Source organism: Occallatibacter sp. (genome assembly GCF_049802275.1).
Classification (GTDB): Bacteria; Acidobacteriota; Terriglobia; order Terriglobales; family Acidobacteriaceae; genus Telmatobacter.
The window spans coordinates 1-24,137 of record NZ_JBARMD010000435.1; the positions used below are offsets into that span (position 1 = coordinate 1).

A 24,137-nucleotide genomic window follows, 5' to 3' on the forward strand; every position below is an offset into this window, starting at 1 on the left:
CGAAAGACATTACGAGCCCGAATTCGCTCTTCTTCACAGGTGAAAAGTACTTGGGCAGCGTCTCGCAGAACTCGACCTTCAGCGACCCACCAATAGAGTTGTTTGCCCAAATGCTTGAGCGGGTAGCCGCTCCATATTTCGTTTGCACGGCCAAATACACAGCCGGCCCTGGCCATGTCGAAGAATAGCTCACCATCCCAGATTGCCCGATTCTTGGGGTTAAACCTACCCGCTTTCTCGAAAGCGGCTCTTCGGAAAAACGTCGAAGGCTGAATCAACACCGCACCGCCATACATATATTTCGTTGTAGTCCAACGGTCAGAGTACACGAGTCTGTAAACTCGTTCGTCGGGTCCGATTACCCTCCCGTTCCCTGAGACCACATCAGTTTTGGGATGCTCTGAGAGATACCGGACTGCTCCCGAAATAGCGCCGGGATAGAGAATGTCGTCGGAGTTGAGAAAGCCGAATATCTCGCCCGTTGCAATGGAGAATCCCTTGTTCAGTCCGTCACCCGGGCCATCATCTATCTCAAAAATTATGCGTGCAATCCGCGACTCATAGCTTTTGATCAACTCTCGGCTTCCGTCGGTTGAACCAGGATCGACGACAATGTATTCGATATTTGGATAGTCCTGATCCAGCACCGATTGAATCGTTCGTCCCAGGTAACCAACCTGGTTGAACGAAATGGTCACAATCGAAACCTTGAACAAAGGGACATTCTCCTGCGATCGTGCAATCGGCCTAAAGTGGCCAATGAAATTCCGACTTCGACTTCAGCCAAAAGATGCAAGCGTGGGACGTGCCACTAGCGCAGATACAGGAGAGTTGGAGAGATCGCGAGCGCGAATGCCAACGCGCCCTTCAACACTACCTTCAATGGACTTGGCGAGATATAGATGATGTCGTCTTCGTGGACGATCGGATCGCCCACGCGCGAATTCAACACTTTCTTGACGTCGACCTGTTCCACGACTCTGGTGCCGTCAGGCTGCGTACGTACAATATAGGTTTTGTTTGTCGCAGAACTCGGTGCCACCCCTCCAGCCAAAGCAATCACTTCGGACAAGGTCATTTTTGGCGAACCACAGAGCGAATAAGCTCCTGGCTTTAGCACATTGCCGCCGACATAGGCGATCCCGCACGCATGCACCAGCACGCGATCGCCTGGGAACACGGGACGATCGAAATTTTCTGTGTTATGCATGGTTGGATCCCACGACAAATACTCAGGCTTTCCAAGGCCGCGCGAGTGTGTGATCTCGATGACGCGGCCAGTATTTGCATTCAAGCCGCCTGCAACGGCCAGCAGATCGGAAAGTTGCCGTTTACCGGTCGGAGGATAGATGCCGGGACTGTGAACCTCACCTAGAACCGTGATACCGGTGTTAGAGGAATCCACCGTGACAGTGATCTCAGGATCCAACATCAGATTCCTATCTTTCAGTTCCTTCGCCAGCATCTTCGCAGCAGAGCTACTATTGAGGCCAGCGATGTGGATCTGCCCCAGGATAGGGTAAGGAATATCTCCGCTCTCTGAGACGCGCGTGACCAGAGAGAAATCCGGAGCATCAAAAACGTTGATGTGCACGATCTCGCCCTCGATGATTGGACCGTCCGAGAGACCGCCAATAGACGAACTGGAACCTGAAGCCGCCGACGCGCCGACGCCAGCACCTTGTGCAATGGGAACAAGGGGCGTACGTTGTTCCTGCCCTGAAAGAAAGGGCGGTCCAAAAATCAGGAAACAACAGATAACCAGAATGTAACCTTTGAAAGCCATTTTCCTTCTTGAGGTCAAAAGACTGATGTTAGACAGACGCGCGTTGTGCTTGAACGAAAGCAGGCCACATCCAAGGTCCAAGGGTCGACAGGCGTTCGCGAGACGCGATCTTTAAGCTTCTGGCAACGGGATCATCCGGGCTAACAAACAATGACACATTGCCCACCGGGCCGGTATTGACTGCACAGGCCATTTGCTTCAGGACAGCTACAGGCTAGCACAGCCCTGAAAGGGCAGGTCCAGAGATCGGACTCCGCAGATGCCGGCGATCTCTTGATCGGCAATGGGAACGTCCTTAAACTACCCCAACCTATAGATCAAGATGCTGCAAGTTCCAGTTGCGACTGCGCGGATAAGTAAGTGCGCCGGATTCCTTCTTCAAGGGTGACCTTCGCCTTCCATCCGAGCGCGTTAATTCGACTGACATCGAGAAGCTTCTGCGGAGTCCCATCCTGCCGCGAGAGGTCGAAGATGAGCTCGCATTCAAAGTCGAGGACACGCGCCACCAGCTCTGCCAGTTCGCGGATCGTCAGATCCTCGCCGGTGCCAATATTGATCAACGGCGCTTCATTCTGTGTGATCAGCGGTCGGTACATGTTCTCCGGCAGATTCAAGAGATATACGCAAGCTTCGGCAAGATCGTCGCTATACAGGAATTCGCGGCGTGGACGGCCGGTTCCCCATACGGCCAGCTTTTTCTCGCCGGCACGCTTTGCCTCCAGGACCTTTCGCATCAGGGCAGGTAGCACGTGTGATCCCTTTAGGTCGAAGTTGTCGCCGGGGCCGTAGAGATTGGTCGGCATCGCGGCCAGATATTCTGTGCCGTATTGCCGGTTATAGGACCAGCACATCTCAATTCCAGCGATCTTTGCCAATGCGTAGGCACGATTGGTCGGCTCAAGCGGTCCTGTGAGAAGGTACTCTTCCTTGATCGGCTGAGGCGCGAGTTTTGGGTAGATACAGCTTGATCCCAGAAATAACAGCCGTTTCACGCGCGCCTGGTAACTCGCGTCGATAACACTGGTCTGAATTTCCAGGTTTTCGCGGATGAAGTCCGCGGGGAATGTGTCGTTGGCAAGAATGCCGCCTACCCTGGCCGCGGCAAGAAAGACAAATTCAGGCTGTTCCTGTTTGAAGAACTCGAGCACCGTAGCGCGGTCGGTCAGGTCGAGTTCTGCATGCGTGCGAAGGACGAGATCCGTGTATCCCTGCCGTTCCAGTGCCCGGCAGATTGCCGAACCGACAAGTCCGCGATGCCCCGCGACGAAAATCCGGCTGTTCTTTTCCATGTCAGCAGACCTGCTCGCCCTCAATTCTCATGAAAGTTGAAAACAGAGTAGCCGTGCTTTCTTACTAACGCGTCTTTCTCCGCAATCTTGAGATCTTCTTCTACCATCTCTTTCACTAGGTCGCTGAACGAGACCTTCGCCTCCCATCCCAACTCGCGTCGCGCTTTGCTGGCATCGCCAAGCAGCGTCTCAACTTCGGTCGGACGGTAGTAGCGCGGATCGACAGCAACGATCACATTTCCTTGCTTGTCGATTCCCTTCTCTTCAACTCCCGCACCTTCCCACGTGATCTCCATGCCAAGGAATTTCGCTGAGAGGTCCACGAATTCGCGGACACTATGCTGCTCGCCGGTCGCAATCACATAATCCCGCGGCTCATTCTGCTGCAGCATGCGCCATTGCATTTCAACGTAATCCCGCGCATGTCCCCAATCTCGCAACGCATCGAGGTTCCCGAGGTGAAGCCGATCTTGCAACCCAACCTTGATTCGCGCCAGCCCGCGGGTGATTTTGCGCGTCACAAAGGTTTCACCCCGCGTCGGCGATTCATGGTTGAAGAGAATTCCGTTGCACGCGTAGATCCCATATGCTTCGCGGTAGTTCACCGTGATCCAGTAGGCGTAGAGTTTTGCGACAGCATAGGGAGACCGCGGATAAAACGGCGTTGTCTCTTTCTGTGGAATTTCCTGGACCAGGCCATACATCTCAGAGGTCGAGGCCTGGTAGAAACGGGTGACCTTCTCCAGGCCCGCAATTCTTATCGCCTCAAGCAGACGCAGAGTGCCGAGCGCGTCTGAGTTGGCCGTGTACTCCGGTTCTTCAAACGAAACCTTCACATGACTCTGCGCGGCGAGATTGTAGATTTCATCCGGCTTTACCTGCTGCACGATCTGGATCAAGCCGCTCGAATCGGTCAGGTCGCCGTAATGCAGGAGGAAATGGCGCCCGTGTGTATGCGGGTCTTCGTAAATATGATCGATGCGACTCGTGTTGAAGGAGGACGCGCGGCGCTTGATCCCGTGCACCTCGTATCCCTTCGAAAGCAGGAGTTGCGCCAGATAGGCTCCATCCTGTCCGGTAACACCTGTAATCAGCGCTCTTTTCACAATTGTGCTCCCGGGCCGTTACGAACTGTTTGCGGCGTCGCTCAAGACACAACGCAGATCGGGCTGTGCTTTGAAGTGACTAGGCCGCAGCTTCAATGCACGCTCTGAAGTAATCCAGACTGAGTTTCAAACCAGTGTCCAGGTCGATTTTTGGCTCCCATTTCAGCAGGCGAATCGCCTTGCCGATGTCCGGTTGGCGCTGCGAAGGATCATCCTGAGGAAGGGGCCGGTGCGCGATTATACTTTTTGAACCGGTCACGCGCAGCACAGCTTTTGCGCATTCCAGAATTGTCCATTCTGTCGGATTGCCGATATTCACCGGCGCGTGCTCATCACTGCGAGAAAGCCGGAGAATCCCCTCAATCTCATCTGAGACATAGCAAAAGCTGCGTGTCTGACTCCCATCACCGTAAATTGTCAATTCATCGCCCCGCAGAGCCTGCGTAAGAAAGTTCGAAATCACACGGCCATCATTCATTTGTAGCCGCGGTCCGTACGTGTTGAATATTCGCACCAGCCGCGTGTCGACTTTTTCGTAACGATGATACGCCATCACCAAAGCCTCAGAGAATCGCTTGGACTCGTCATAGACGGAGCGCGGTCCGATTGGATTCACATGACCCCAGTATTCCTCGGTCTGCGGATGCTGTTCCGGATCGCCATAGCATTCTGACGTGGATGCGTGCAGGAACTTTGCGCGGTACTTCTTTGCGATCTCCAACAAATTGCGCGTCCCCGCTGAACCCACCATCAGGGTTTCGATTCCCAAACGAGTGTAATCTGCAGGACTGGCGGGAGAAGCGAAGTTGAACACATAGTCAACCTGCTTCGGCTCGAATGGACTGCAGATGTCCTGCTGGCAGAACTCAAACCTCGGCTCAGCCTTGAGATGGCTAAGATTTGCGACAGAGCCTGTGCAGAGGTTGTCGACACCAAGTACCTGGTGCCCTTCTTTGAGGATGGCATCAGTTAAGTGGGATCCAAGGAAACCGGCGGCACCGGCAATTAGAACGCGCATCGTGCAGACGTCCTCTTATCGACTGTTACTGTCATTAAGCTATAGGAATCAAGCGAAGATGGGAACCGCTTGTGCAAGGAACAAACTTTCATATTCAGAAGCCTTGTGGAGCCTAAAGGTTGCAACGCCAGCGTCACTTAGACCTTTGCGCCATCTCGACGACGAGGCAGAAAGAATGCGGAGACTGGATCAACTGGTTGAGCAAGCCCAGGTCGCCCCACGCTCAGGTAAGTAAACCCAGCCTTGGTCATGGTTGCAGGGTCGTAGAGGTTCCTGCCGTCAATCACGATCGGGTAGCGCAGCGTATAGTGCAGCTTGGCCAGATCCAATTCGGCAAATTCTTGCCAATCATTCAAAATCAGCAACGCATCCGCATCTTGCGCCGCAAGGTAGGGATCATCCACGTAGCGCATTTTTGGACCTGGCGGAATGATCTCCTTACAGCGATTTACTGCAGCAGGATCATGCGCACACACTATGCAACCTTCGCTTAGAAGCTTCTTTACGATATCAAGCGCCGGCGACTCACGTACGTCATCCGTTCCACCCTTGAAAGCCAGGCCAAGCACTCCGATCTTCTTCCCACGGAACGTCCACAATGCCGAGCGAATTTTTTGGAAGAAGCGCTGCTTCTGCTCTTCGTTGATCTTCTCCACCTCGTGCAGAAGTCCAAAATCCACGCCCACCTGCTCGGCTACATGACGGAACGCCGCAACATCCTTGGGGAAGCAGGAACCGCCGTAGCCGACACCGGCACGGAGGAACCTGGGGCCAATGCGCGAATCCATTCCAATGCCCCGCGCGACCTCCTCCACATCCGCTCCGGCCGCTTCGCATACATTGGCGACAGCGTTAATGAATGAGATCTTGGTTGCGAGCAGCGCATTGGATGCATGCTTGATAATCTCGGCTGCCTTCGTGGAGGTATGCAGGATTGGCGGCGGATCGGCGGCCGTGCGAGGCCCCGGCACTGAACCCGGCTCTCTGTAGTAGGCGCCGCTTGTTAGAGGGAGATAGATCATCTTCAGGAGACTGGCAGCAGGATCGGTGGCTGCACCGATCACGATGCGGTCGGCATGCAAAAAATCGACCACCGCAGTGCCCTCGCGCAGGAACTCTGGGTTGGACGTCACATCGAACAAGTCCTTCGACACGCCATTCCGCTCAATCACACGCCGAATCCATTCATTCGTATAGACCGGAACTGTGCTTTTCTCCACGATCACTGTATAGGAGTCGATAGAGCGTGCAATTTCGCTTGCTACCGCATCCACATAAGAAAGATCGGCACTGCCGGTTTCGCTCTGCGGAGTTCCGACCGCAACGAAGATAGCCTGCGCCGACTGGGTTGCCGCTCGCAGGTCCGAGGTAAACTCAAGCGATTTGCCGCGATGACGCTCAAGCAGTTCGGGCAGATGCTCTTCGTGGATCGGGATTCCACCCTCTTGAAGCATGCGCACTTTGGATTCATCGTTGTCGACACAGACCACGCGATGTCCAATCTCTGCAAAACAAGCAGAGGCCACCAAGCCAACATAGCCTGAACCCACTACAGCTATCCTTGCCGCTTCGTTTCTTGCCGTCATCTAGTCAATCTCTCCCGTATCATCCGCCCTCAGAACCCGCGGCTCACATTTAGTCCGCTTGCGGCAATGGCTGTTCGCTTGCCTCAGGCACTGGAAGCTGGTCTCGATAGTGCCAGAGTAGCGGAATAAGCTGCGATGCTGAAAGATATCGCGGAACGAAGCGGCGAGGTGACGACAAACAGCGGAATAACCAGCCGAGGTAAAGCCTGTCAGCCCAATCCGGAATTCGCACCTGGTCGCCACTAAGAAACGCGATTGCTGCTCCAATGCAATGAATCGCGGGGAGATAATCCAGGTTACGTTTCAGATAGAGCCCGAGCCGCTCCTGCGTACCGCCGCCCACCGTGATCACCACGTGCTTCGGGCGTAACAACTGCAGCTTGTCAATAAGTTCCCTGTCCTCAATCTTACTGCCATAGATCGGCGCTTGATAAACAAATTCTGGCGGTACCGTAATTCCCCCCGCATTCAACCAATCCACATTCTTCTTGGAACTGGCGCTTCCCGCCATCACCCAAAAGGTGTTGCCGGGGATACGTACTTCGTGCAGTTGCAGCAACTCTTTGAGGTACTTGAGCCCGGACAGTCGAGAGATCGAGTCGCCCTGGATGAGGTTCCAGACGAGGACCATGAAGGCCGAATCGGCGATTGCCACATCCGCACTCGTGAGCGCTTCTCGGTAATCCTCGTTCCATGCAACGTCCTTTAGCGCCGGCGCGGCTGGCACAACCAGCAGCCCTCCCTGCGCCAGTCGCCGGATCGCGCCTTGCACATTTCCGACGTAAAAATTGACTCCAAGAATTTGCCGTTCACTCAGGGTTTCGCTCATCTGAGATATCTCCGATGGTGAGTTGCCGGTTGATTGGAGCCCCCGCATAACACGTGCTCAGGCGTGGGTAAGAGTCAGCATTTCCTTCTGAATCCAGTCGTAAGTCTTTTCAAGGCCATTCTTGAGACGAATCAAGGGTTCCCAGTTCAGGTATTCAAGTATCTTCGCGTTGTCACTGTTGCGCCCATTTACCCCTTTTGGCGCGTCAAGCTTGTAGCGACGCCTGAGCTTCACACCCGCGATTTCTTCAACGATGTCGACAAGCTGATTGATCGTTACGAGTTCGTTCGATCCGAGATTCAGCGGCTCGTGAATCTCGCTTTCCGCAATTGCCAGTGTCCCTTTGGTGCAGTCGTCGATGTACATGAAGCTGCGAGTTTGATGGCCGTCTCCCCAGATCTCAATCTCGTGCCTACCCGAAAGCTTGGCTTCGAGAACCTTCCGGCAGATCGCGGCGGGCGCCTTTTCCCGTCCGCCGGCCCAGGTTCCAAACGGTCCATAAACGTTGTGATAGCGCGCCACTCTGCATTGCATTCCAAAGTCTTCTTCAAAGTGTCGGCACATCCGCTCGCTGAAGAGTTTCTCCCACCCGTACCCATCTTCCGGAAGCGCTGGGTACGCATCCGCTTCCTTCAAGGGAATGACCCGGGGATCTTTTTGCTTTTCACCGTTGTAAACGCAAGCCGACGACGAGTAAAAGAAGCGCTCCACACCGGAATCGCGCGCAGCCAGCAGCATGTGCGTATTGATCAGCACGCTCAACATGCAAAGAGCCTTGTTGTTTTCAATGAACCCCATGCCGCCCATGTCGGCGGCGAGCTGGAAGACAACCTCCGCGCCCTCGGCGGCGTGGTAGCAGCTTTCCTTGTCCCTCAAGTCCGCAACCACGTTCTCAACATCCGAAGACACCTGATACCACTCATCCATCGGCTTCATATCGACCGCACGGATGACATTGACCCCGTTCGCAAGGAGGCTCCGCACAAGATGGCCGCCAATAAACCCTCCACCGCCGCATACGACTGCTGCTTTACCCTTGAGATCCATGGACCGCAATGCTCCTTTTATGCCTGTCAAACGGCAAAGAAATTTCAGCAACCAAGAGCAATTTCCTGTTGAAGCCCTTCAGCAAATGCAGATGTGCGCCGGGCAAAAACGCCCTCGCCTCTCCGCCTTCAGGCGAGGCAAAACTCCGAATAGGTTTCAAAAAGCGAATTGAGATTCTCGGCGTCTCCCAGAAACACGCGACGCAATGGGCCGCGACTCAGCACGATCGCGATTAACGTAAGCACCAGGGTCTTGGCATTGGAGCAGCGCAGCTGCCCTTGCTGTATCCAGGGCTCCAGATACCGCGCTACGACCTCCACCAATTCACCAAGATGCCTGCGCAGAAGCGGATCGAGATCGTCGCTTAGTTCCAGGGCGCTGTATTGCAGCAGGCGCAGCAATTGCGGCTGCTGCTGCAGTGTGGTCGTTATCAATTCAAACGTGCACGCAAGAGCCGTGCGCCCGTTTTGCGCTTCTGCCAGTCGCGTCAGCAATTCGCCGCGCAGTTGAACGCGCTGTAGTTCCGCTCCGAGAACCGCCACGTAAAGGTCGCGCTTGCGGGGATAATGCCGGTAAATCGTTACTTCATTGACTTCCGCGGCCGAAGCAATCTCGCGCGTGCTCACTCCGTTGTAGCCGAATTGAGAGAACAGGGACGCAGCGGTGGTCAGAATGCGCTCCTCTGTGCCGCCTCTTGTTGAGCCAGATGGTCCAGTCATAAATTCTCTTGCCGCCTGTCTTGAGCTGGAGGTTCCCAAAATCGCTTGCGTCTATCCTGATCGAAGCGGTTTTTCACGAATGGATCGACTGCCTGGATCGCCGATTCTGCGGAATGCGGGGAAACAGAACCAATGGAGCTTCAAATCCGGTCTGATGCAGGCTTGCGGTCATACCACCCGGCGGCGGTCGACACTGCTTCCCTGATGAAATTCGATTTGCGCAATTACACTGCCGGCGCTGCTACGCAGCTTTTATCAATCGAGGAAAAAACGTCAAGGTCAAACCGCTGCTTACCGAGATTAGAGGAGGCTCGCGACTCCCTCTTCCGAATTTGCGCGAGCTACATTCCCTGCGCGCACAGACGATGATCGATTTCCAGCCAGGGGGCGGAGCGAAACTTGTGGCCAATTAAAGGCTCCACGTCGTCGTCGTTCAGTTCGACCGCCACGCTCTGCATGATCTGCTCGAGAGTCAGCACAACCCGGAAGCCGCTCTTCTTTCGGACGACAACACCTTCCATTCCGGCGAAGGCGCCCGAGCGGATGCGTGCGAATTGTCCAACCCGCAATAGGGGATGCGGCTCAATCCGATGCTCCTTCAATCCAGTCCGCAAGGCCTCGACTGCCGTGTCGGGAAGAGGCGCCGGCTCACCCCCCGTTCCTCCCACGACTGCAATGGCACCGGGAACGCTCAGGACGCTGACGCGCTCAGAACGCCTGATGCGGACAAAAATGTAACTCGGGAACAACGGCAGATCCAGCGTGACTTTGGACCCATCGCGCCATTTCCGGTCTGCTCGATAAAGCGGGAGATAGTGCTCAATTTCGCGTTGACTCAAGTGCTGCGCAATCCGCTTTTCGTGACGGCAGGTGGTGTACACGGCAAACCAGCGAGAAACATCGCATACTTCCGTCCCAATCCTGGCCACTGGAGTTTTCACATGGATAACATCTTCGAAAATGCTTCTTCGCAAGGCTTCGCCATCCTCACTTGGGTGGTGGGGTTCCAAAAGAGCCTGATCGCATGTCCAAAGCAACAATTTGGGACTTCAAAACGGGGCAAGATGAAAGCAAGCGCTTCCATCCAATTTGCGAGGTGCACCGGCCTCGAATCGACCGGCAGTCCATTCAATATACCAGTAATTTCGCAAATTTCGAGCTAAAAAGCCTCTGCGCCAAAGTGCTCGTTCCGATCGGCAAAGCTTGGCGGTGCAAGCAACTGCAAACATTTTTGACTACAGGCAACCTTTTTCTCTTCACTGGCACCAAACGGAGCTTTCGGTTTACCGGCGACCACATATTACCTATTTATCCATTGCCATCTGACGTCGCTTCCGGTCTTCCATAGTCGCCCGGATTGCGAAGTGAATCTTCCCGAAAGAAGGTGGGATGCATGATCGGAATCTGTTGTTGGTCCGAAATTACGTTGTCAAACTAGGGCCACGAACGGCGAACAATTTTCTGATTAGCTGGAGTTCTGAGGGCGAAAATCGACACCGCTCGACCGCTCCAATGTTGCTTTTCAGATGCGCCGGTCGCAACATCGACGGAATCACGACGGTCACGCCAGTGTCCTGGATGATGCTGTTCAATACAAATTCGGGGAGGAGACCTTCGTCGCGAGCATTGAGTTTTTCCCTCAGCGAATGCGGGACGGACGGGTCCATTCGCAGACGGTCGATCAGATTTCGACACCGGGCTATTCCCTCGGCGCCGCCAAACGGATGATTGGCAATCAGCGTCAGCGACTTTGCGGCGTCGGAAGTTTGCGAAGCCAAATCCATCGAGAAGGGATTCATTGGGAATTGCGCAGCCTGCAATATCGGAGAATGTTTGGCGAAAACCGTGCGAATAACGTCGCCATCCGCAGAAACTCCAGCCATGCGAACCTTGCCGGAATCTACCAGTCGATGAAGTTCCTCGAGCATATCCTCCCGCCGCACGACGCCAGCAGGAGGATTGTGCATCAACAAAATGTCAACGTAGTCGGTCTTTAACTCGCGAAGGCTCGTTTCAAAACTGGACCTGAGCAATTCCACGGAAAACTGCCCGGGCGTCAACTGGTCGCTCGCATGCTTTCTCACGGCGCTGCGAAGCTGAGGAACAACCTTGAGCACTGCACGAGCAAGAGGCTTCACGCGGTTCTTCCACCCGCCGGGACTTCCGGGCAGGATTCCGAATTTTGTGCAGAGAACCACTTTATTGCGGCGCTCTCCTGCAAAAAAATCTCCGAGCAGCCCCTCGCACGCGCCGTAACCATAAGAGCGTGCCGCATCGAAGAAGGTGATGCCCGCGTCATATGCAGCGCCAAGGGCAGCCAGCGACTCGCGTCGTCCCGCTCTGCCCAGCATTGCTGCGCACCCAAGTCCAATGACCGACACATTTTTCAATCGTGTCGTTCCAGTTGGAGAATTGATATCGATTACGCGCATCGCTGGCTCTTTGATCTTGCGAGACGGTGTGCGAGGCGCATGGCGAGCGCCACTGCAAGCAAAGTTGAATTGGCCTGGCTTCCGCTGGGAAAAACCGCAGAGGAGGCAACACAGAGATTTGACAAGCCGTGCACACTTAGTTCCGAATCAACGACACTCGTTGATGGATCCGTGCCCATGCGAACACCGCCTATCTGATGGAATCCGTCGCCGGCGTTCTCCCATATCCATGCGCGAGCTTCTTCCGGGGACTTCGAATATACGAGTTGCCCGATGCGATTGGCGCGCAGGGCCTTGTCCAGGAGCCGGTGCGATTCGAGCGCACTATCCACATCCTGTTCTGAATAACGCATATCAATCGATGCGCGCGGCACACCGAAGGCATCTTTCTCGCTTGTCAGCGTGATGCGACTGAGCGCGTTTGGAGCCTGCTCGGCGTGAAAGTGCAGGGCGTATCGCCCTCCTTTATTCGGAACAATAAAACCCGGCTTCCTCGGCTTGATCAGAAAGCGATCGCGCAGCACTCGACACAACTCAACCGCTCCGCTTGGAGCGCCAACAATCGCATTGCGCAGATGTGACGCGACTTTGTACGGGCGAGAGCCAGTGTGAGCAAGACGTATCGCTTCGCTTAGCAACCGGCGGCCCAAGGGCGGAAACGCCAAAGCCAGAAACGTCGCAGACAACACAGCGTTGCGATGACTTGGATCGTAAAACGGAGGATTATCAGCCCAAAACACCGCGTTCAACAACTTGTTTTCGATCTGTACCTCGGTCGTAAGCATCAGGCGCCGCCGATAGTAGACCCCGCTCCCATCCAGCTTAAAGTCAAGGTCACTCACCGATTCAGGGGAATCCAACTGCAGGCTTGCGATCTTTCCCGACAGGTGGCCCATGTAGTAGCGACCCAGGGGGCCGTCTACGCCGCCAAAGTGGGACGGATGTTTCCGCTGCATCCAGAGCAGCAGGCGATTCGTTTCTACGCCTCCGGCCGCCAGTATGAAATTGTTTGCTTTGACCTCACGCGTGCCGTTCGCAGTGGCAACCTCAAGACTCTTCACCCTGCTCCCGTTTTCGCTCATCTTCAGCCCGACCACGGTGCTTCGCAGGCTGATTTTGATGCGTTGCGATGAGAGCAGCGCATCGCGATGAACCTCGATAAGCCGCGACGTGGTCGCCCATCGTTCTACGGAATCCAGCTTGAGCCCATCGGTCAAGTCATGTTTGTAAGGAACCGTGAAGTGATCATTGCCGCAGAGCAGATACTTTGAAGCGATTGCGTACCACGGCTGGATCGAAGCTTGCGCGATCGGCCAGCCTGCCTCCGGCACAAAATCCCTACCAGCGAAGTCAACATCGTTGTACGCGACGCAACGACCGCCCCAGGTCCACGACGTTCCGCCCAGTGCTCGGCAGACCGCGAGACTCATCTCCGCATGTCGCCGGGGATCGACGATCTCCGCGCGCGAGGCTTCTGCAATTTTCAGATCAATTGCGGCATCGCCAGACTCAAGAAGCAGAACATCGTGCCCTAGTTGTTCAAGCTCCAAAGCGAGGGCCATGCCTACAGGGCCGGAGCCCACGATACAAAACTCGCATGTCGATTGATCAGAGGGGAGTTGCTCAACGATCATTCAGTCGATCGCACTCCTTCTTGCCTGGATGGCATCTTCTCTGCCTGGGGCCATCATAAGACACTGACCGATGGTTCCCAAATCCCGCCACCCCGCAACCGCAGCGCAGACTGCTTTCCAGCTGCCTGTTTCTTGTAAGCTGAAACAACCCAACTGCCCATCGGAGTTGGGTACGAGGTCTGGCTTGCCATCAGGGAAATTCGCCCTTACCTACACCGTGAAGAACGAGGCAAGGCTGCTGCCGTCAGCGATCGAGTATCACATCGCCGCCGGCTGTTCGCGGATTTACATCTTCTGGGATGGAACGACGGACGGTTCCCAGGAACTGGTGTCGAAATATCCCTGTGTTACGGCACGCGATTCTATTCGCGTGGAGGAGACTGACGACGCACCTGCGTGGATCAAGGGCATCCTGGTCTGTTGGGAGAACGATATGGATGTCAGGAAGCGCATCAACACATACTATGCGGCGAAGACCGCAGCCGCGGAAGGTCTGGATTGGCTGGGCGGTATCGACCCGGATGAACTGGTTTTGATGGCACGCGACGAGGAGATCGCCGAGGATCACATTTCAAAACATCTCAACAATATTCCCGATGAGATCGATCAGATATTCCTGCCGAACCTCGAATCGGTTCCCACCTCGGCCACGTCGAGCAATCCGTTTGCAGATTGCGTATATTTTCTCAATCGATTCCCGAAGACAGAAGCAATCTGGCGTTACTCGCGCGCGCTCTTCCTCAGGGTTCTGCAGGTGCCCGTGATTGCGGCCTGGTATGACTATCTTTTCTACCAGGTTCGATTTCTCGGAGCCATTCCGAGGCTCATGCGCGACCCGCGCGGCGGCAGCATGATTCCAGCGGGTTATTTTCTGGGTTACAGCAACTACAAGTCGTTCATCCGCCTGAAGACCTTCGCTAACTTCGACTTCGTCACTCATGGCTGGCGCGGGTTCTTGCGAGCGCCGCGCACCATGCGAATGGGAAACATTCTTCACTTCGATATGCTCGACGCGGACTACTTCGCCGCGAAGTTCAGGCAGCGGCAGCAGGGAATCATCCTCAAAGTCTTTTATCTACGCTATCGTCTCGCGCACGTGGCGAGAAATTCGAGCGACGCCGAAATCAGAGAATTCTTCGAGCGATACATCGCCATTTCAGATCCGGCTCGAATTGCGCTCCTGAAACGAAGAGGGATCATTTCGGAGATTCACGCCGCGTCGGACTTCATGAGACTCAAACGCGCAGAGCCGGTTGCAGACGCAGTTCCGTAGAACAAACGGTTCCGCACTCAGCCGAGTAGTTCGGCAACGGCATTGGGTGCAGCTTGCAATGCGACGTCGATTTGCGACTGGTCTTTGCCGCCTGCTTCGGCGATGTCGGGCTTGCCACCGCCTGATCCACCAACGAACTTCGCGACAGCGCCGACAAGTTTGCCGGCCTGAATACGCTTAGTGAGTCCCGGCGTTACGCCGGCGATGATGGCGACTTTGCCCTCCGGCTGCGCTGAAGCCAGTACCACGACCCCTTCGCCGAGCTTCTGCTTGAGGTTGTCGACGAGCGTACGCAGTTGTCCGCGCTCGAGCGAATCAGCGCGGTGCGTAAGGACCTTCACGCCTCTCACTTCTGTGGCGCGGCTGACTGCCTCATCGAGGCCGCCGGCGGCCGACTTCATGCGAGCTTCTTCGAGCTCGCGGCGCAGGCGCTTCAGTTCGTCGTCCTGCGCCGCGAATTTGGCGCGGAGGCCTTCGGTCAGGTTCTCCACGGATGGGACGTACTGCCCTGCGAGTTTCGCCACTTCAAAATCGCGGCGGAAGGTATCGAGCGAACCCAATCCGCTGATGGCCTCGACGCGGCGAACGCCCGAGGAGACAGCGCTTTCGCCGGTCAGCTTGAGCAGGCCGATTTCGCCAGTGGCTGCGGTGTGGGTTCCGCCGCAGAGTTCCGTCGAGAAGCCGTCAGACAGCTTGACCACGCGCACCTTGTCACCGTATTTCTCACCGAAGAGCGCCATCGCGTGATACTCGTTGACGGCGACGTCGATGGGCACGTCGACAATGGTTTCGACTGTTGCGTTGGCGAGAACTTCGCGGTTGACGATGTCTTCGACTTCCTGCAGTTCTTCGTCAGCGACCTGGGCGAAGTGGGAGAAGTCGAAGCGCAGGCGGTCGGGATGAACCGCGGATCCAGCCTGCTTGACGTGCGTGCCGAGCACCTGGCGCAGAGCGGCATGGAGCAGGTGCGTGCCGGTGTGGTTGCGCTTGATGTTGTCGCGGCGCCCGCCATCGACGACGGTGTTGACGTGATCGCCAACGGCGATGTCCTGTTTGAGGATGGCCTTGTGAGCGCGGACGCCTTGTACCGGGAGAATGCAGCCGGTGATTTCGGCGATTGTGGTGTTGCCGTCGGGCGAGGTAAACCAGCCGGTGTCGCCGATCTGGCCGCCGGAGTCGCCGTAGAAGCTGGTGTGGTCTAGGACGACTTCGACCTGCTCGCCTGCCTTTGCGGACGGCACGCCAGCGCCCTCTTTGACGATGGCGAGCACTTCGGCGTCGTTGGCGTTGAGCTGCTTGTAGCCCAGAAAGTCGGTTTTGGCGAGATCGCGGAAGACGGGACTCGCAGATTTCTGGCTGCCGCCTTTCCATGAGGCGCGGGCACGGGACTGCTCTTCAGCGCGGGCTTTCTCAAACCCCTCGTGATCAAATTGCACACCCGCATCGCGTGCGGCATCGACCATGAAGTCGAGCGGAAGGCCGAAGGTCTCGTAGAGATGAAAGGCTTCGTCTCCAGGAAGCTTCGGCTCCGAGCCGCTTCTGTATTTTGCATCCTCAGGAAATGCTTCGGACCGAAGCTTTGCGTTCGCAATTGCAGAATCCAAATGTTGAGAACCGACCTCAAGCACGCGATCGAATTGCTTTTCTTCGGCTTCAATAACACGGGCGACGCGTGATGCCGAATCGATCAATTCGGGATAGGCTCCCTGCATCAAGTCACGCACGGCGAAGACCATCTGGTTCAGGAATGGCTGCTCCTGCCCAAGTAAACGACCATGGCGGATGCCCCGGCGCAGGATTTTGCGCAGCACGTAGCCGCGGCCTTCATTGGAAGGCAGCACGCCATCGTTAATGAGGAAAGTGGCAGCCCGGGCGTGATCGGAAATGATGCGGAGGCTGGCGTTGCCAGTCAGCGTTTCAATTCTCTCAGGGGCTAAAGCCCCTTCTTTCTTTGCGGCGGTTTCGGCACGACTGAAGTCGTGCCCTGATACAAGACCGGTGATTTCGGCAGCGCGCTGAATCAGCGGCGTGAACAGGTCTGTTTCAAAATTGCTCACGTTGCCTTGCAACACGGCGGCTACTCGCTCGAGTCCCATGCCGGTGTCGATGGAGGGCTTTGGAAGTGGCGTGAGGCGATAGACAGGAAGGGCTCCACGCATGAAGTCGCCATTAGCATGTGGTTGATCGCATACGAATGGGCCTTTCTCGTTCCGCTGCGGATGCTCCGAACATTCATAGTGGTATAACGACCGGTCGAACTGCATGAAGACGAGGTTCCAGATTTCTACGTAGCGGGCCTCGTCTTTGCCGAAGGGGAGATCGACGCCCGGGGTCTCGGCGGCTTCGATGCCCATGTCGTAGAAGATCTCGGAGCAGGGACCGCAGGGGCCGGTTTCGCCCATCTGCCAGAAGTTGTCCTTCAGGCCGTACTCGAAAATGCGCTCCTTGGGCACGCCGGTTTCCATCCAGAATTTCTCGGCTTCGTCGTCGCGCGGAACTCCGTCTGCGCCTTCGAAGATGGTGACATAGAGGCGATCCTTGGGGATGCCGAACCACTCGGGACTCGTGACCAGTTCCCAGGCATACGCAATGGCATCGTGCTTGAAGTAGTCGCCGAAGCTGAAGTTGCCGAGCATCTCGAAGAAGGTATGATGGCGGCGGGTGAATCCCACGTTTTCGAGGTCGTTGTGCTTGCCGCCTGCGCGGACGCACTTCTGCGACGTCGTCGCACGGGAATAGTCGCGCTTCTCCGCACCCAGAAACAGGTCTTTGAACTGATTCATCCCCGCGTTGGTGAACAGTAGCGTTGGATCGTTGGCAGGCACCAGCGACGAAGAGTGCACCCGGCGGTGGCCCTTGGTCTCAAAGAAGCGCAGAAACAGCTCGCGAATTTCGTTTCCCGTGCGGAATTGCATCACCCTTTTAGTGTAACCACCTGCGGTAGGGCCATCCCGCGCTTCGCGGGATTAAGACCGGGTCAGGGAGTATCGCGGAAGCTATTTCCGCATCTTAAGTTGAGATGGAGGTCCGCATGGACAAGCTTGCGATCCTGGCGCTGCTCACTGCCGGTCCCGGCAAAGAGAAGGAAGTGGAAGAATTTCTGAAGTCAGCGCAGCCGCTGGCCGCGCGTGAGCCCGGCACCACCACCTGGTATGCGCTGAAACTGGGCGATAGCAAGTTCGCCATCTTCGATACGTTCAAGGATGAGGCAGGCCGCAACGCCCACCTCTCGGGCGAAATCGCCAAGGCACTCTTTGCCAAGGCAGAAGAGCTGTTTTCGACTGCACCGCTGGTGGAGAAGGTGGAGATTCTGGCTTCGAAAGCACCCGGTGCCTAGAAACTGTTGAGGCCAGGAAGTCCGGTTTCACGTCCAATAATGCATGAACATTTGCGAGCGGGGCCGAATCCTGCTGCGTGTTTTGTGGAATGTCAGCCTCGCCACAGTGTTCGCCGCTTGTCCGCTGGCGGACGCGCAGCCCGGTCATGGACTCACCATTGTTGCTTCCCGCGAACTGAAGATCGGCGGCGGAACGCTTCAAGTCGACTTCGCGGCTGGTCCACTTGACCTTTCGCAGGACGCCGTCCTTGCGCATGTGCAGGCCGCAGCTTCAGCCATCACCACTTACTACGGCCGCTTCCCTGTCGAGCGCGCGCGGATTCTGATCGTGCCGGTGCCGGATCGAAGTGGCATCGTGCAGGGCACGACGTGGGGCGACATGGCCGGGTTTCCCGGCATGACGCGATTTCGCCTTGGCCAGCACGCTACACAGGAAGATCTGAATGACGACTGGATGATGACGCACGAGCTCGATCACATGGCGTTCCCTTCCCTGCCCGACGATCAGCATTGGATGGAAGAGGGCCTGGCAACCTATGTTGAGCCGATTGCGCGCGTTGAATCGGGCGAACTGAAACCCCAGCAGATCTGGCACGACATGGTGCGCGACATGCACAAGGGGGAGCCGGCCGAGGGCGACCAGGGGCTGGACCACACGCACACGTGGGGACGCACGTACTGGGGTGGAGCGATGTTCTGTCTTGTTGCCGATGTGGAGATTCGGCGACAGACGGGCAACAAGAAGGGCCTGCAGGCTGCGCTTCGCGCCATCGTGGCGCAGGGTGGGACTATTGATCATGAGTGGCCCCTCGACAAAGCTCTTGCAATTGGCGATCAGGCCACCGGAACGCATGTGCTCACAGAACAGTATGCAAAGTGGAAGGATGCACCGGTGACGGTGGATCTGGAAAAGCTGTGGATGGAGCTTGGAATTCTGCGGAACGGCGATGCGATTGAATTTGTCGATGACGCGCCGCTGGCCAAGATTCGCGTGGCGATTGCGCATCGGTCTCAGTAGTTAATACGGACATCAGTCTTCATGCGAAGTCAGCGGTATCCCAGGTTTCAGAACCCAAAGTTGGGCGAATCGTTCAGCAGGCCGCGAATCGATCAGCAGGTTTCATTCGCTGGTTTGGTCTTCTTCGATGTTATCGAGGGCTGAGAGCGATTCGTCGGATACGTCCCACTGGCGAAGGATCTTGTAGATCACGCTGGTCGAAAATCCGGCTGTGACCAGGCGGCGCATGATACGGGCGGTTTCTTTTTCGTTGGAGGGTTTGCGAATGCGCTTGCGCTCGAGGTGCTGACGCGCGAGGGTTTCTTCGTCGGTTTTTGCGTAGCTTTCGCCGATGGTCTTTTCGACCAGATTGACGGAAACACCCTTCTGCCGCAGGTCCTGCCGGACGCGGCGCAGACCGAATTTTTCGTTTTCCTTTCGCAACCGTGTGTACGTCTCAGCGTAGACGGCGTCGTTGAGGTAGCCGTTCTGCTTGATCCGCATGACCGTGGCATCGATAACTTCTTCGCCGTGCGGTCCGGGCTCAACGCGGGCCTGCATCAGTCGGCGCATTTCGGCCTCGGTGCGCATCCTGCGCGCCAGAGCCTTGATGGCGTAATCGTAGAGGCCGGATTCGTTGAGGTGTGGTTTGGGTTTCACGGTTTGCGCCGAATGTACTCCACAGTTTCACAGTCTCACAATTTCACAGGATCCGAGGCATCAAGCGTTGTTACTTATTTGCTTTCAGCGATTTGAAGCGTCTTTCACGGTTTCACAGTACGGGGGGGGTGGGGGGGTCTCTTTATCCGGCCAAAGCCGGGACGCTACGACCCATGGCACCGCAGAATTGCGTTGTTCATTTTGCTGCATGTAATTCCATTGTGCGCCACGTAAGGGAAATTATCTGCAAATTAGGGATGAGCCTTTTTGCGTTTGGATTGTTGGGGTTGGAAGGAATTTTAGGGCGACGGGGGTTTGCGCCGCTTTTTGCGTGAGTTCCGGCCTCCCGCATCTCCGAGGTGAAGGGATTTACTCAACACCAGGTATATTTGCCCGCGCAATCGACACGAGCCGAGGCGCCAAAAGGCCTGGGCAACAAACCCGGACCTCTTCCGCCGTTCACTGAAACCGATGTTGTTCTTCACGGATTGCGATGCAGAACATGCGTCGCAATGTCCGGCCAGAATTCGCGGAACGTATTCGTCAGCGCATCCCGCATGATGGCGTACCCGTATTTCTCCGCGATTTCCCCCGGCGAAATATCGGAACTCGGATAATAGGTGGTGGAAATTCCCTGGGCGATCCCGCGCCCGAGCAGTTCGGAAGCGTTGAGCGTATTGTGTCCTTGATAATTCGGCGTGATCAGTACGCGTGTGGAGGAGTATGCCGCTCGTTTCCAGATTCTCCCCGTGCCCTTTGCGTAATAGCGTTCATCTTCATGGAACACCGTGGGCAACGCGAAGATGACCCAGTAATTTCCATCCGTCTTATCTACGAATCCGCGCCACGTATACGCCCAATACCCCGACACACCTTTGCCTAATGACGGATGGGCGTCTTGACCTTTGGCGATCAGCGAGGTCAATCCGACAAACACAAACGATGAATAATCAAAACTGTTTTGCGTCGCAATTTTGAATGCCTCCCTGGGTGTCGGCGGAGGAGGAATCTCACCTGCACTCACCGCTCGGTAATTCGGCATGATTCCAAGGATGCGTTTTGGCTGCTGTTTCGAAAGCGGGATTCCCTCGATTGGTGGAGCCGGCTGTGCGTTCGGACCAGACTGCTGCTGCGGCTGTGGCTGAGGCTCATCCGGCAGCGCACTCCCGGCCACAATGATTTGTTCCGCATGATCCGGCGTGGCAGGGCTGTTTTGTGCCATTACGCTACAAGTTGCAGGAAGTGCCAAAACGCAAAACATTATCAACTTGTATAAGGCAGGGGAAGTGAATTTCATGCAGCTGCGACTCTCCAGATTTTCAGATATATGCTTTTTAAAGCGCGCTGCTAGCCGATGCGCTTGGCGCGCAAATGCTTCCCGATTTATGAGAAGGGAAGAGGCGCGACTCTTGCTTGTCTTACTTCAATTAGACGCAGAACACCCCATCAGGATGCGCCGAATACGTTCGACCAACTTGGTCGAGGCGGCTGGAGAGCGAAACCGAAGTCACTGCCACGATGAAAGTTAGGCTTGACTGGAGTTGTGAGAGGGAAAGAAAAAAGAACCTTCGACGCTCATGCATCAGACTGAGATGAATGGCCTATCGGACCAAAGCTCTCCGCCAGTGCTCAGTTTCTATGCTTCGCGCTGGGCGTAAGTTTGCGCAGGAGAAACTCCTGGATCACCGCGTTGACGGTGCGAACGCCAGTGGTTATCGCGAAACCCTGGAACAATAATTTCGCGCCCCGGTCAGACTGGGGATAGTAGAGGTTTGAAATCGCACCGGAGGTAAGATCGCCACCCAGGCTCGAGTAGTTGGGCTGCGTCTTTCCGTTGTCACCTTTGCAAACGTAGGGGCTCGCCAAAGCATGCAGTGTGCGAGACTTTTTCGTGCCTGTGCCCTGATAGAAATAACGCGGGTCCTGATGCAGAAGCCATGGGTAAATAGCGCCTCCGAAGAAAATGTCGGTCGTAGTATCCAGAATTCCCGCGCCCACGCGCTGACCATAGGCGTCCCAGCCTTGACCGTAATTGGGAATGTCGCCCGCCTGGTAAATGGCTGCCATGAAAGTAATCCCGAAGAACGTTACGGGATCGGTGGCTGCCTTATAAGCGAGCCTGAACTTCAGCTTTGTCGTGAGCGGCACAGGATGCGGATCGTAGGTGACGTAGAAATTGGGAATGATGCCGAAGACGCGTTGTTTCTCCTCTAGCCTGACCTCCTCAGCGGCGATCTGTTCCTGCGATGCATACACCGTCACCGATGTTACCGATTCAGAAATTTGCAGCTTGATGTCCACCAGAAAATTGAATTGCCCCGGCGACAATACAATCGGTGGCGATTTCCAGGTTTCGAAATCCTCCACTTGAACGGTGATCTGATAAGGAATTCCCGGCTGAAGTCCGCCAAATTGAAAAGAGCCGTTTCCATCGGCGATGGTGGTCCGGCGGTCTTCGCGCTTGGGACCTTCAAGAACGACAGTCGCTCCTGGCACCTGGGTCCCATTTGTATCAAGGACCGTGCCACCTATGCTTGCAAGCGCTGGATCTTGCGTCGAGGTTTCCTGTCCCGCTTTGTTTACGCCTGCATTGCCCGGACTCTGTCCCGCTGCGGGCTGTTCATTGAGCTCTTGATTGGAAGGGGCGAGGGGCTGCGATCGCGGCGCATCTGGAAGCATGTACGATGGAGTGGCTAACGAACCAGTTTCCAAATCCAGCGGAGCCTGAGTCGCCTGGCTCCCTTGCGCGAGGACCGCGAGGGGTGCAATTAAAATGGCAGAACAAAATATCAGCAGTCTAGATTTCAGCATTCCACTACCAGCTTTGCCTGCGTGCGTGTACGCAAACTTTAACGCTGCCACTTCTGCATCGGTAGTCAATGCGAACTCGAGACTGCCATCAGAGAACATTCACTGACGTGCAGAATAAAGGGGCAAGTTGAGAGCCGCAACTGTCACATTTGACAGCGCGCGCCAAGGGCTTGATATCTCGCAAATGCGAGCCCATCGCCATTGCGGCGTGGGATCCGAGATTGACCGCCGGTCTGGACATGCAATCCGATATTGAAGGCCCAAGTTCTCGTGCAATCAACGTTTGATCCTCTGCCCAGGCAATCCAGCGCCGAAGCACGAAGAATAACCAGGGTGCTGAAATGGCTTTGGGAATAGCTTCCCTTTCGCGTCGGAGGTTCCGCAGCAAGATCGTGCGCGCAACGCCCCCCTCTAAGGTTAATTGATTCTGCTGCAAACTGGAATCCGCCCCTGGAAGTTTTCTAATCCCCTTGTTTTGCGCTGGGGGTAAGTTTGCGTATCACAAATTCCTGCAGCACGCTGCTGACTGTGCGCTCTCCTGTACTGAGCAGCAGATTTTCAAATGTCAGGCTCACGCCGCGATTCGCTTGCGGGTAGTACGCATTCGAAATAGCGCTCGATATCAGATCGCCACCGATGCTTGAAAAATTCGGCTGCGATTTGCCGTTGTCACCGCGGCAAATAAACGGACTCGCCATTGCGTGCAGCATGCGCGATTTTACTGTCCCCGTCCCTTGATAGAAGTATCGCGGATCCTGGTGCAGCAGCGAGGGCAGAATCGCTCCTCCAAACATGATGTCGGTCAACCCATCCGCATAGACCGCGCCGAAACGCTGCGCGTAGCCAAGCGCGCCCTGCTGATAATCGGGCGTGTCTCCTGCCTGATTGACACCGGCCAGCGTGGCTGCGCCAATGATACTCACCGGATCGATCGATACACGATACGCCATTTGAAATTTCAACTTTGTCGTGAGCGGCACCGCGTTTTTCGAGTCATACACGACGTAAAAATTGGGAATAAACCCGAGAATGCGCTGTTGCTCCGCAAGCCTCACCTGCTGCGCCGCGATCTGCTCGGTCGACGCGGTCACGGTCACCGACGAGACTGAGCCCTCAAGTTTCAACTTGATTCCGGTGACACCGAAGAACTGGCCAGACGTAAGCGTGATGGGCGAAGAGACCCAGTTCTCAAACCCATTTGCACTGATCGTCAGGCGGTACGGCACGCCCGGCGTTAAACCTTCAAACTGAAAAAAGGCGGAGTCGTTCGCAGCAACCGTTCGATGATCGGTCGGACCATCCCCATCAAGTACAACCGTCGCTCCCGGAATAAGATCTCCGTCGAAGTCGGTCACGGTTCCATTCACTTCGGCCGGTTGGATATTGTCTTTGCTCTGCGGTTCCGGCCCCGAAGGAAGCATCGCCTGCGCTTTCACCGTTGCAGGAATGCCTGCATTCGCATCGCCGTCCATCAAGCTTGACGACGCGGATTGTTGAGATCGCCCCGCAACGCACAGCACCACATAAAAGATCGTGACAAGATGAAGATATTTATGGCGCATCCATTCACCCTATGGGAATTTGGGTGCACCTGCTGCGACGCACGACTAAGT

Annotated in this window: 21 protein-coding genes; 4 read left to right on the forward strand and 17 right to left on the reverse strand. The window is 55.7% G+C overall.

Going from position 1 to position 24,137, the window contains the following annotated elements; genetic code table 11:
- The 10 genes from WA354_RS15165 to nusG form a co-directional block, all read right to left on the reverse strand.
- The coding region (locus WA354_RS15165; protein WP_472813859.1) for a glycosyltransferase family 2 protein at window positions 1–716 on the reverse strand (716 nt) is incomplete at its 3' end.
- Window positions 717–811: 95 nt separating this feature from the next.
- Entirely contained in the window at window positions 812–1,786 is a 975-nt protein-coding gene (locus WA354_RS15170) for an SLBB domain-containing protein (protein WP_472813860.1), read from the reverse strand.
- Between the two features lie 317 nt (window positions 1,787–2,103).
- On the reverse strand, window positions 2,104–3,075 hold the full coding sequence (locus WA354_RS15175; protein WP_472813861.1) for a GDP-L-fucose synthase family protein: 972 nt from the start codon (window positions 3,073–3,075) through the stop codon (window positions 2,104–2,106).
- Window positions 3,076–3,095: 20 nt separating this feature from the next.
- A complete protein-coding gene (gene gmd / locus WA354_RS15180; RefSeq protein WP_472813862.1) occupies window positions 3,096–4,181 on the reverse strand; it encodes a GDP-mannose 4,6-dehydratase in 1,086 nt (361 codons plus the stop codon).
- 79 nt (window positions 4,182–4,260) lie between these two features.
- A complete protein-coding gene (locus tag WA354_RS15185; RefSeq protein WP_472813863.1) occupies window positions 4,261–5,199 on the reverse strand; it encodes a UDP-glucuronic acid decarboxylase family protein in 939 nt (312 codons plus the stop codon).
- A gap of 137 nt (window positions 5,200–5,336) precedes the next feature.
- Window positions 5,337–6,785 carry a UDP-glucose dehydrogenase family protein gene (locus WA354_RS15190; RefSeq protein ID WP_472813864.1) on the reverse strand — a complete coding sequence of 483 codons (1,449 nt, stop codon included), beginning with the start codon at window positions 6,783–6,785 and terminating at the stop codon, window positions 5,337–5,339.
- A gap of 49 nt (window positions 6,786–6,834) precedes the next feature.
- Window positions 6,835–7,614, reverse strand: coding sequence for a WecB/TagA/CpsF family glycosyltransferase (locus WA354_RS15195; RefSeq protein WP_472813865.1), 780 nt, complete (start codon window positions 7,612–7,614; stop codon window positions 6,835–6,837).
- A 57-nt stretch (window positions 7,615–7,671) separates the two neighbouring features.
- Window positions 7,672–8,661: an NAD-dependent epimerase/dehydratase family protein gene (locus WA354_RS15200; protein WP_472813866.1), complete on the reverse strand. Its 990-nt coding sequence runs from the start codon at window positions 8,659–8,661 to the stop codon at window positions 7,672–7,674.
- A 128-nt stretch (window positions 8,662–8,789) separates the two neighbouring features.
- On the reverse strand, window positions 8,790–9,380 hold the full coding sequence (locus tag WA354_RS15205) for a TetR/AcrR family transcriptional regulator (protein ID WP_472813867.1): 591 nt from the start codon (window positions 9,378–9,380) through the stop codon (window positions 8,790–8,792).
- Window positions 9,381–9,721: 341 nt separating this feature from the next.
- Window positions 9,722–10,354 (reverse strand): transcription termination/antitermination protein NusG, encoded by a 633-nt coding sequence (nusG, locus tag WA354_RS15210; protein ID WP_472813868.1) that lies wholly within the window; start codon window positions 10,352–10,354, stop codon window positions 9,722–9,724.
- Between the two features lie 50 nt (window positions 10,355–10,404).
- Here nusG and WA354_RS15215 point away from each other — a divergent pair, with 50 nt between their 5' ends.
- A complete protein-coding gene (locus WA354_RS15215) occupies window positions 10,405–10,728 on the forward strand; it encodes a hypothetical protein (protein ID WP_472813869.1) in 324 nt (107 codons plus the stop codon).
- A gap of 73 nt (window positions 10,729–10,801) precedes the next feature.
- On the opposite strand, the gene WA354_RS15220 is transcribed toward WA354_RS15215, so the two are convergent.
- Window positions 10,802–11,812 carry an aldo/keto reductase gene (locus tag WA354_RS15220; protein WP_472813870.1) on the reverse strand — a complete coding sequence of 337 codons (1,011 nt, stop codon included), beginning with the start codon at window positions 11,810–11,812 and terminating at the stop codon, window positions 10,802–10,804.
- Window positions 11,803–13,446 carry a GMC oxidoreductase gene (locus WA354_RS15225; protein WP_472813871.1) on the reverse strand — a complete coding sequence of 548 codons (1,644 nt, stop codon included), beginning with the start codon at window positions 13,444–13,446 and terminating at the stop codon, window positions 11,803–11,805. The genes WA354_RS15220 and WA354_RS15225 overlap by 10 nt, the downstream gene beginning before the upstream one ends.
- Before the next feature lie 184 nt (window positions 13,447–13,630).
- Between WA354_RS15225 and WA354_RS15230 the strand changes: the two genes are divergently transcribed.
- Window positions 13,631–14,719, forward strand: coding sequence for a glycosyltransferase family 2 protein (locus WA354_RS15230; RefSeq protein WP_472813872.1), 1,089 nt, complete (start codon window positions 13,631–13,633; stop codon window positions 14,717–14,719).
- Between the two features lie 17 nt (window positions 14,720–14,736).
- On the opposite strand, the gene alaS is transcribed toward WA354_RS15230, so the two are convergent.
- A complete protein-coding gene (gene alaS / locus WA354_RS15235; RefSeq protein ID WP_472813873.1) occupies window positions 14,737–17,634 on the reverse strand; it encodes an alanine--tRNA ligase in 2,898 nt (965 codons plus the stop codon).
- Between the two features lie 116 nt (window positions 17,635–17,750).
- Between alaS and WA354_RS15240 the strand changes: the two genes are divergently transcribed.
- A complete protein-coding gene (locus tag WA354_RS15240) occupies window positions 17,751–18,056 on the forward strand; it encodes a putative quinol monooxygenase (RefSeq protein ID WP_472813874.1) in 306 nt (101 codons plus the stop codon).
- Between the two features lie 43 nt (window positions 18,057–18,099).
- A complete protein-coding gene (locus tag WA354_RS15245) occupies window positions 18,100–19,074 on the forward strand; it encodes a gluzincin family metallopeptidase (protein WP_472813875.1) in 975 nt (324 codons plus the stop codon).
- Window positions 19,075–19,176: 102 nt separating this feature from the next.
- Here WA354_RS15245 and WA354_RS15250 read toward each other — a convergent pair whose 3' ends face one another.
- The 4 genes from WA354_RS15250 to WA354_RS15265 form a co-directional block, all read right to left on the reverse strand.
- Complete coding sequence (locus tag WA354_RS15250; RefSeq protein ID WP_472813876.1) at window positions 19,177–19,713, reverse strand: regulatory protein RecX; 537 nt, start codon at window positions 19,711–19,713, stop codon at window positions 19,177–19,179.
- Window positions 19,714–20,194: 481 nt separating this feature from the next.
- Window positions 20,195–20,935 (reverse strand): hypothetical protein, encoded by a 741-nt coding sequence (locus WA354_RS15255; RefSeq protein ID WP_472813877.1) that lies wholly within the window; start codon window positions 20,933–20,935, stop codon window positions 20,195–20,197.
- A 407-nt stretch (window positions 20,936–21,342) separates the two neighbouring features.
- Entirely contained in the window at window positions 21,343–22,524 is a 1,182-nt protein-coding gene (locus tag WA354_RS15260) for a carboxypeptidase-like regulatory domain-containing protein (protein ID WP_472813878.1), read from the reverse strand.
- A 461-nt stretch (window positions 22,525–22,985) separates the two neighbouring features.
- Window positions 22,986–24,086: a carboxypeptidase-like regulatory domain-containing protein gene (locus WA354_RS15265; RefSeq protein ID WP_472813879.1), complete on the reverse strand. Its 1,101-nt coding sequence runs from the start codon at window positions 24,084–24,086 to the stop codon at window positions 22,986–22,988.
- Window positions 24,087–24,137 lie beyond the last annotated feature (51 nt).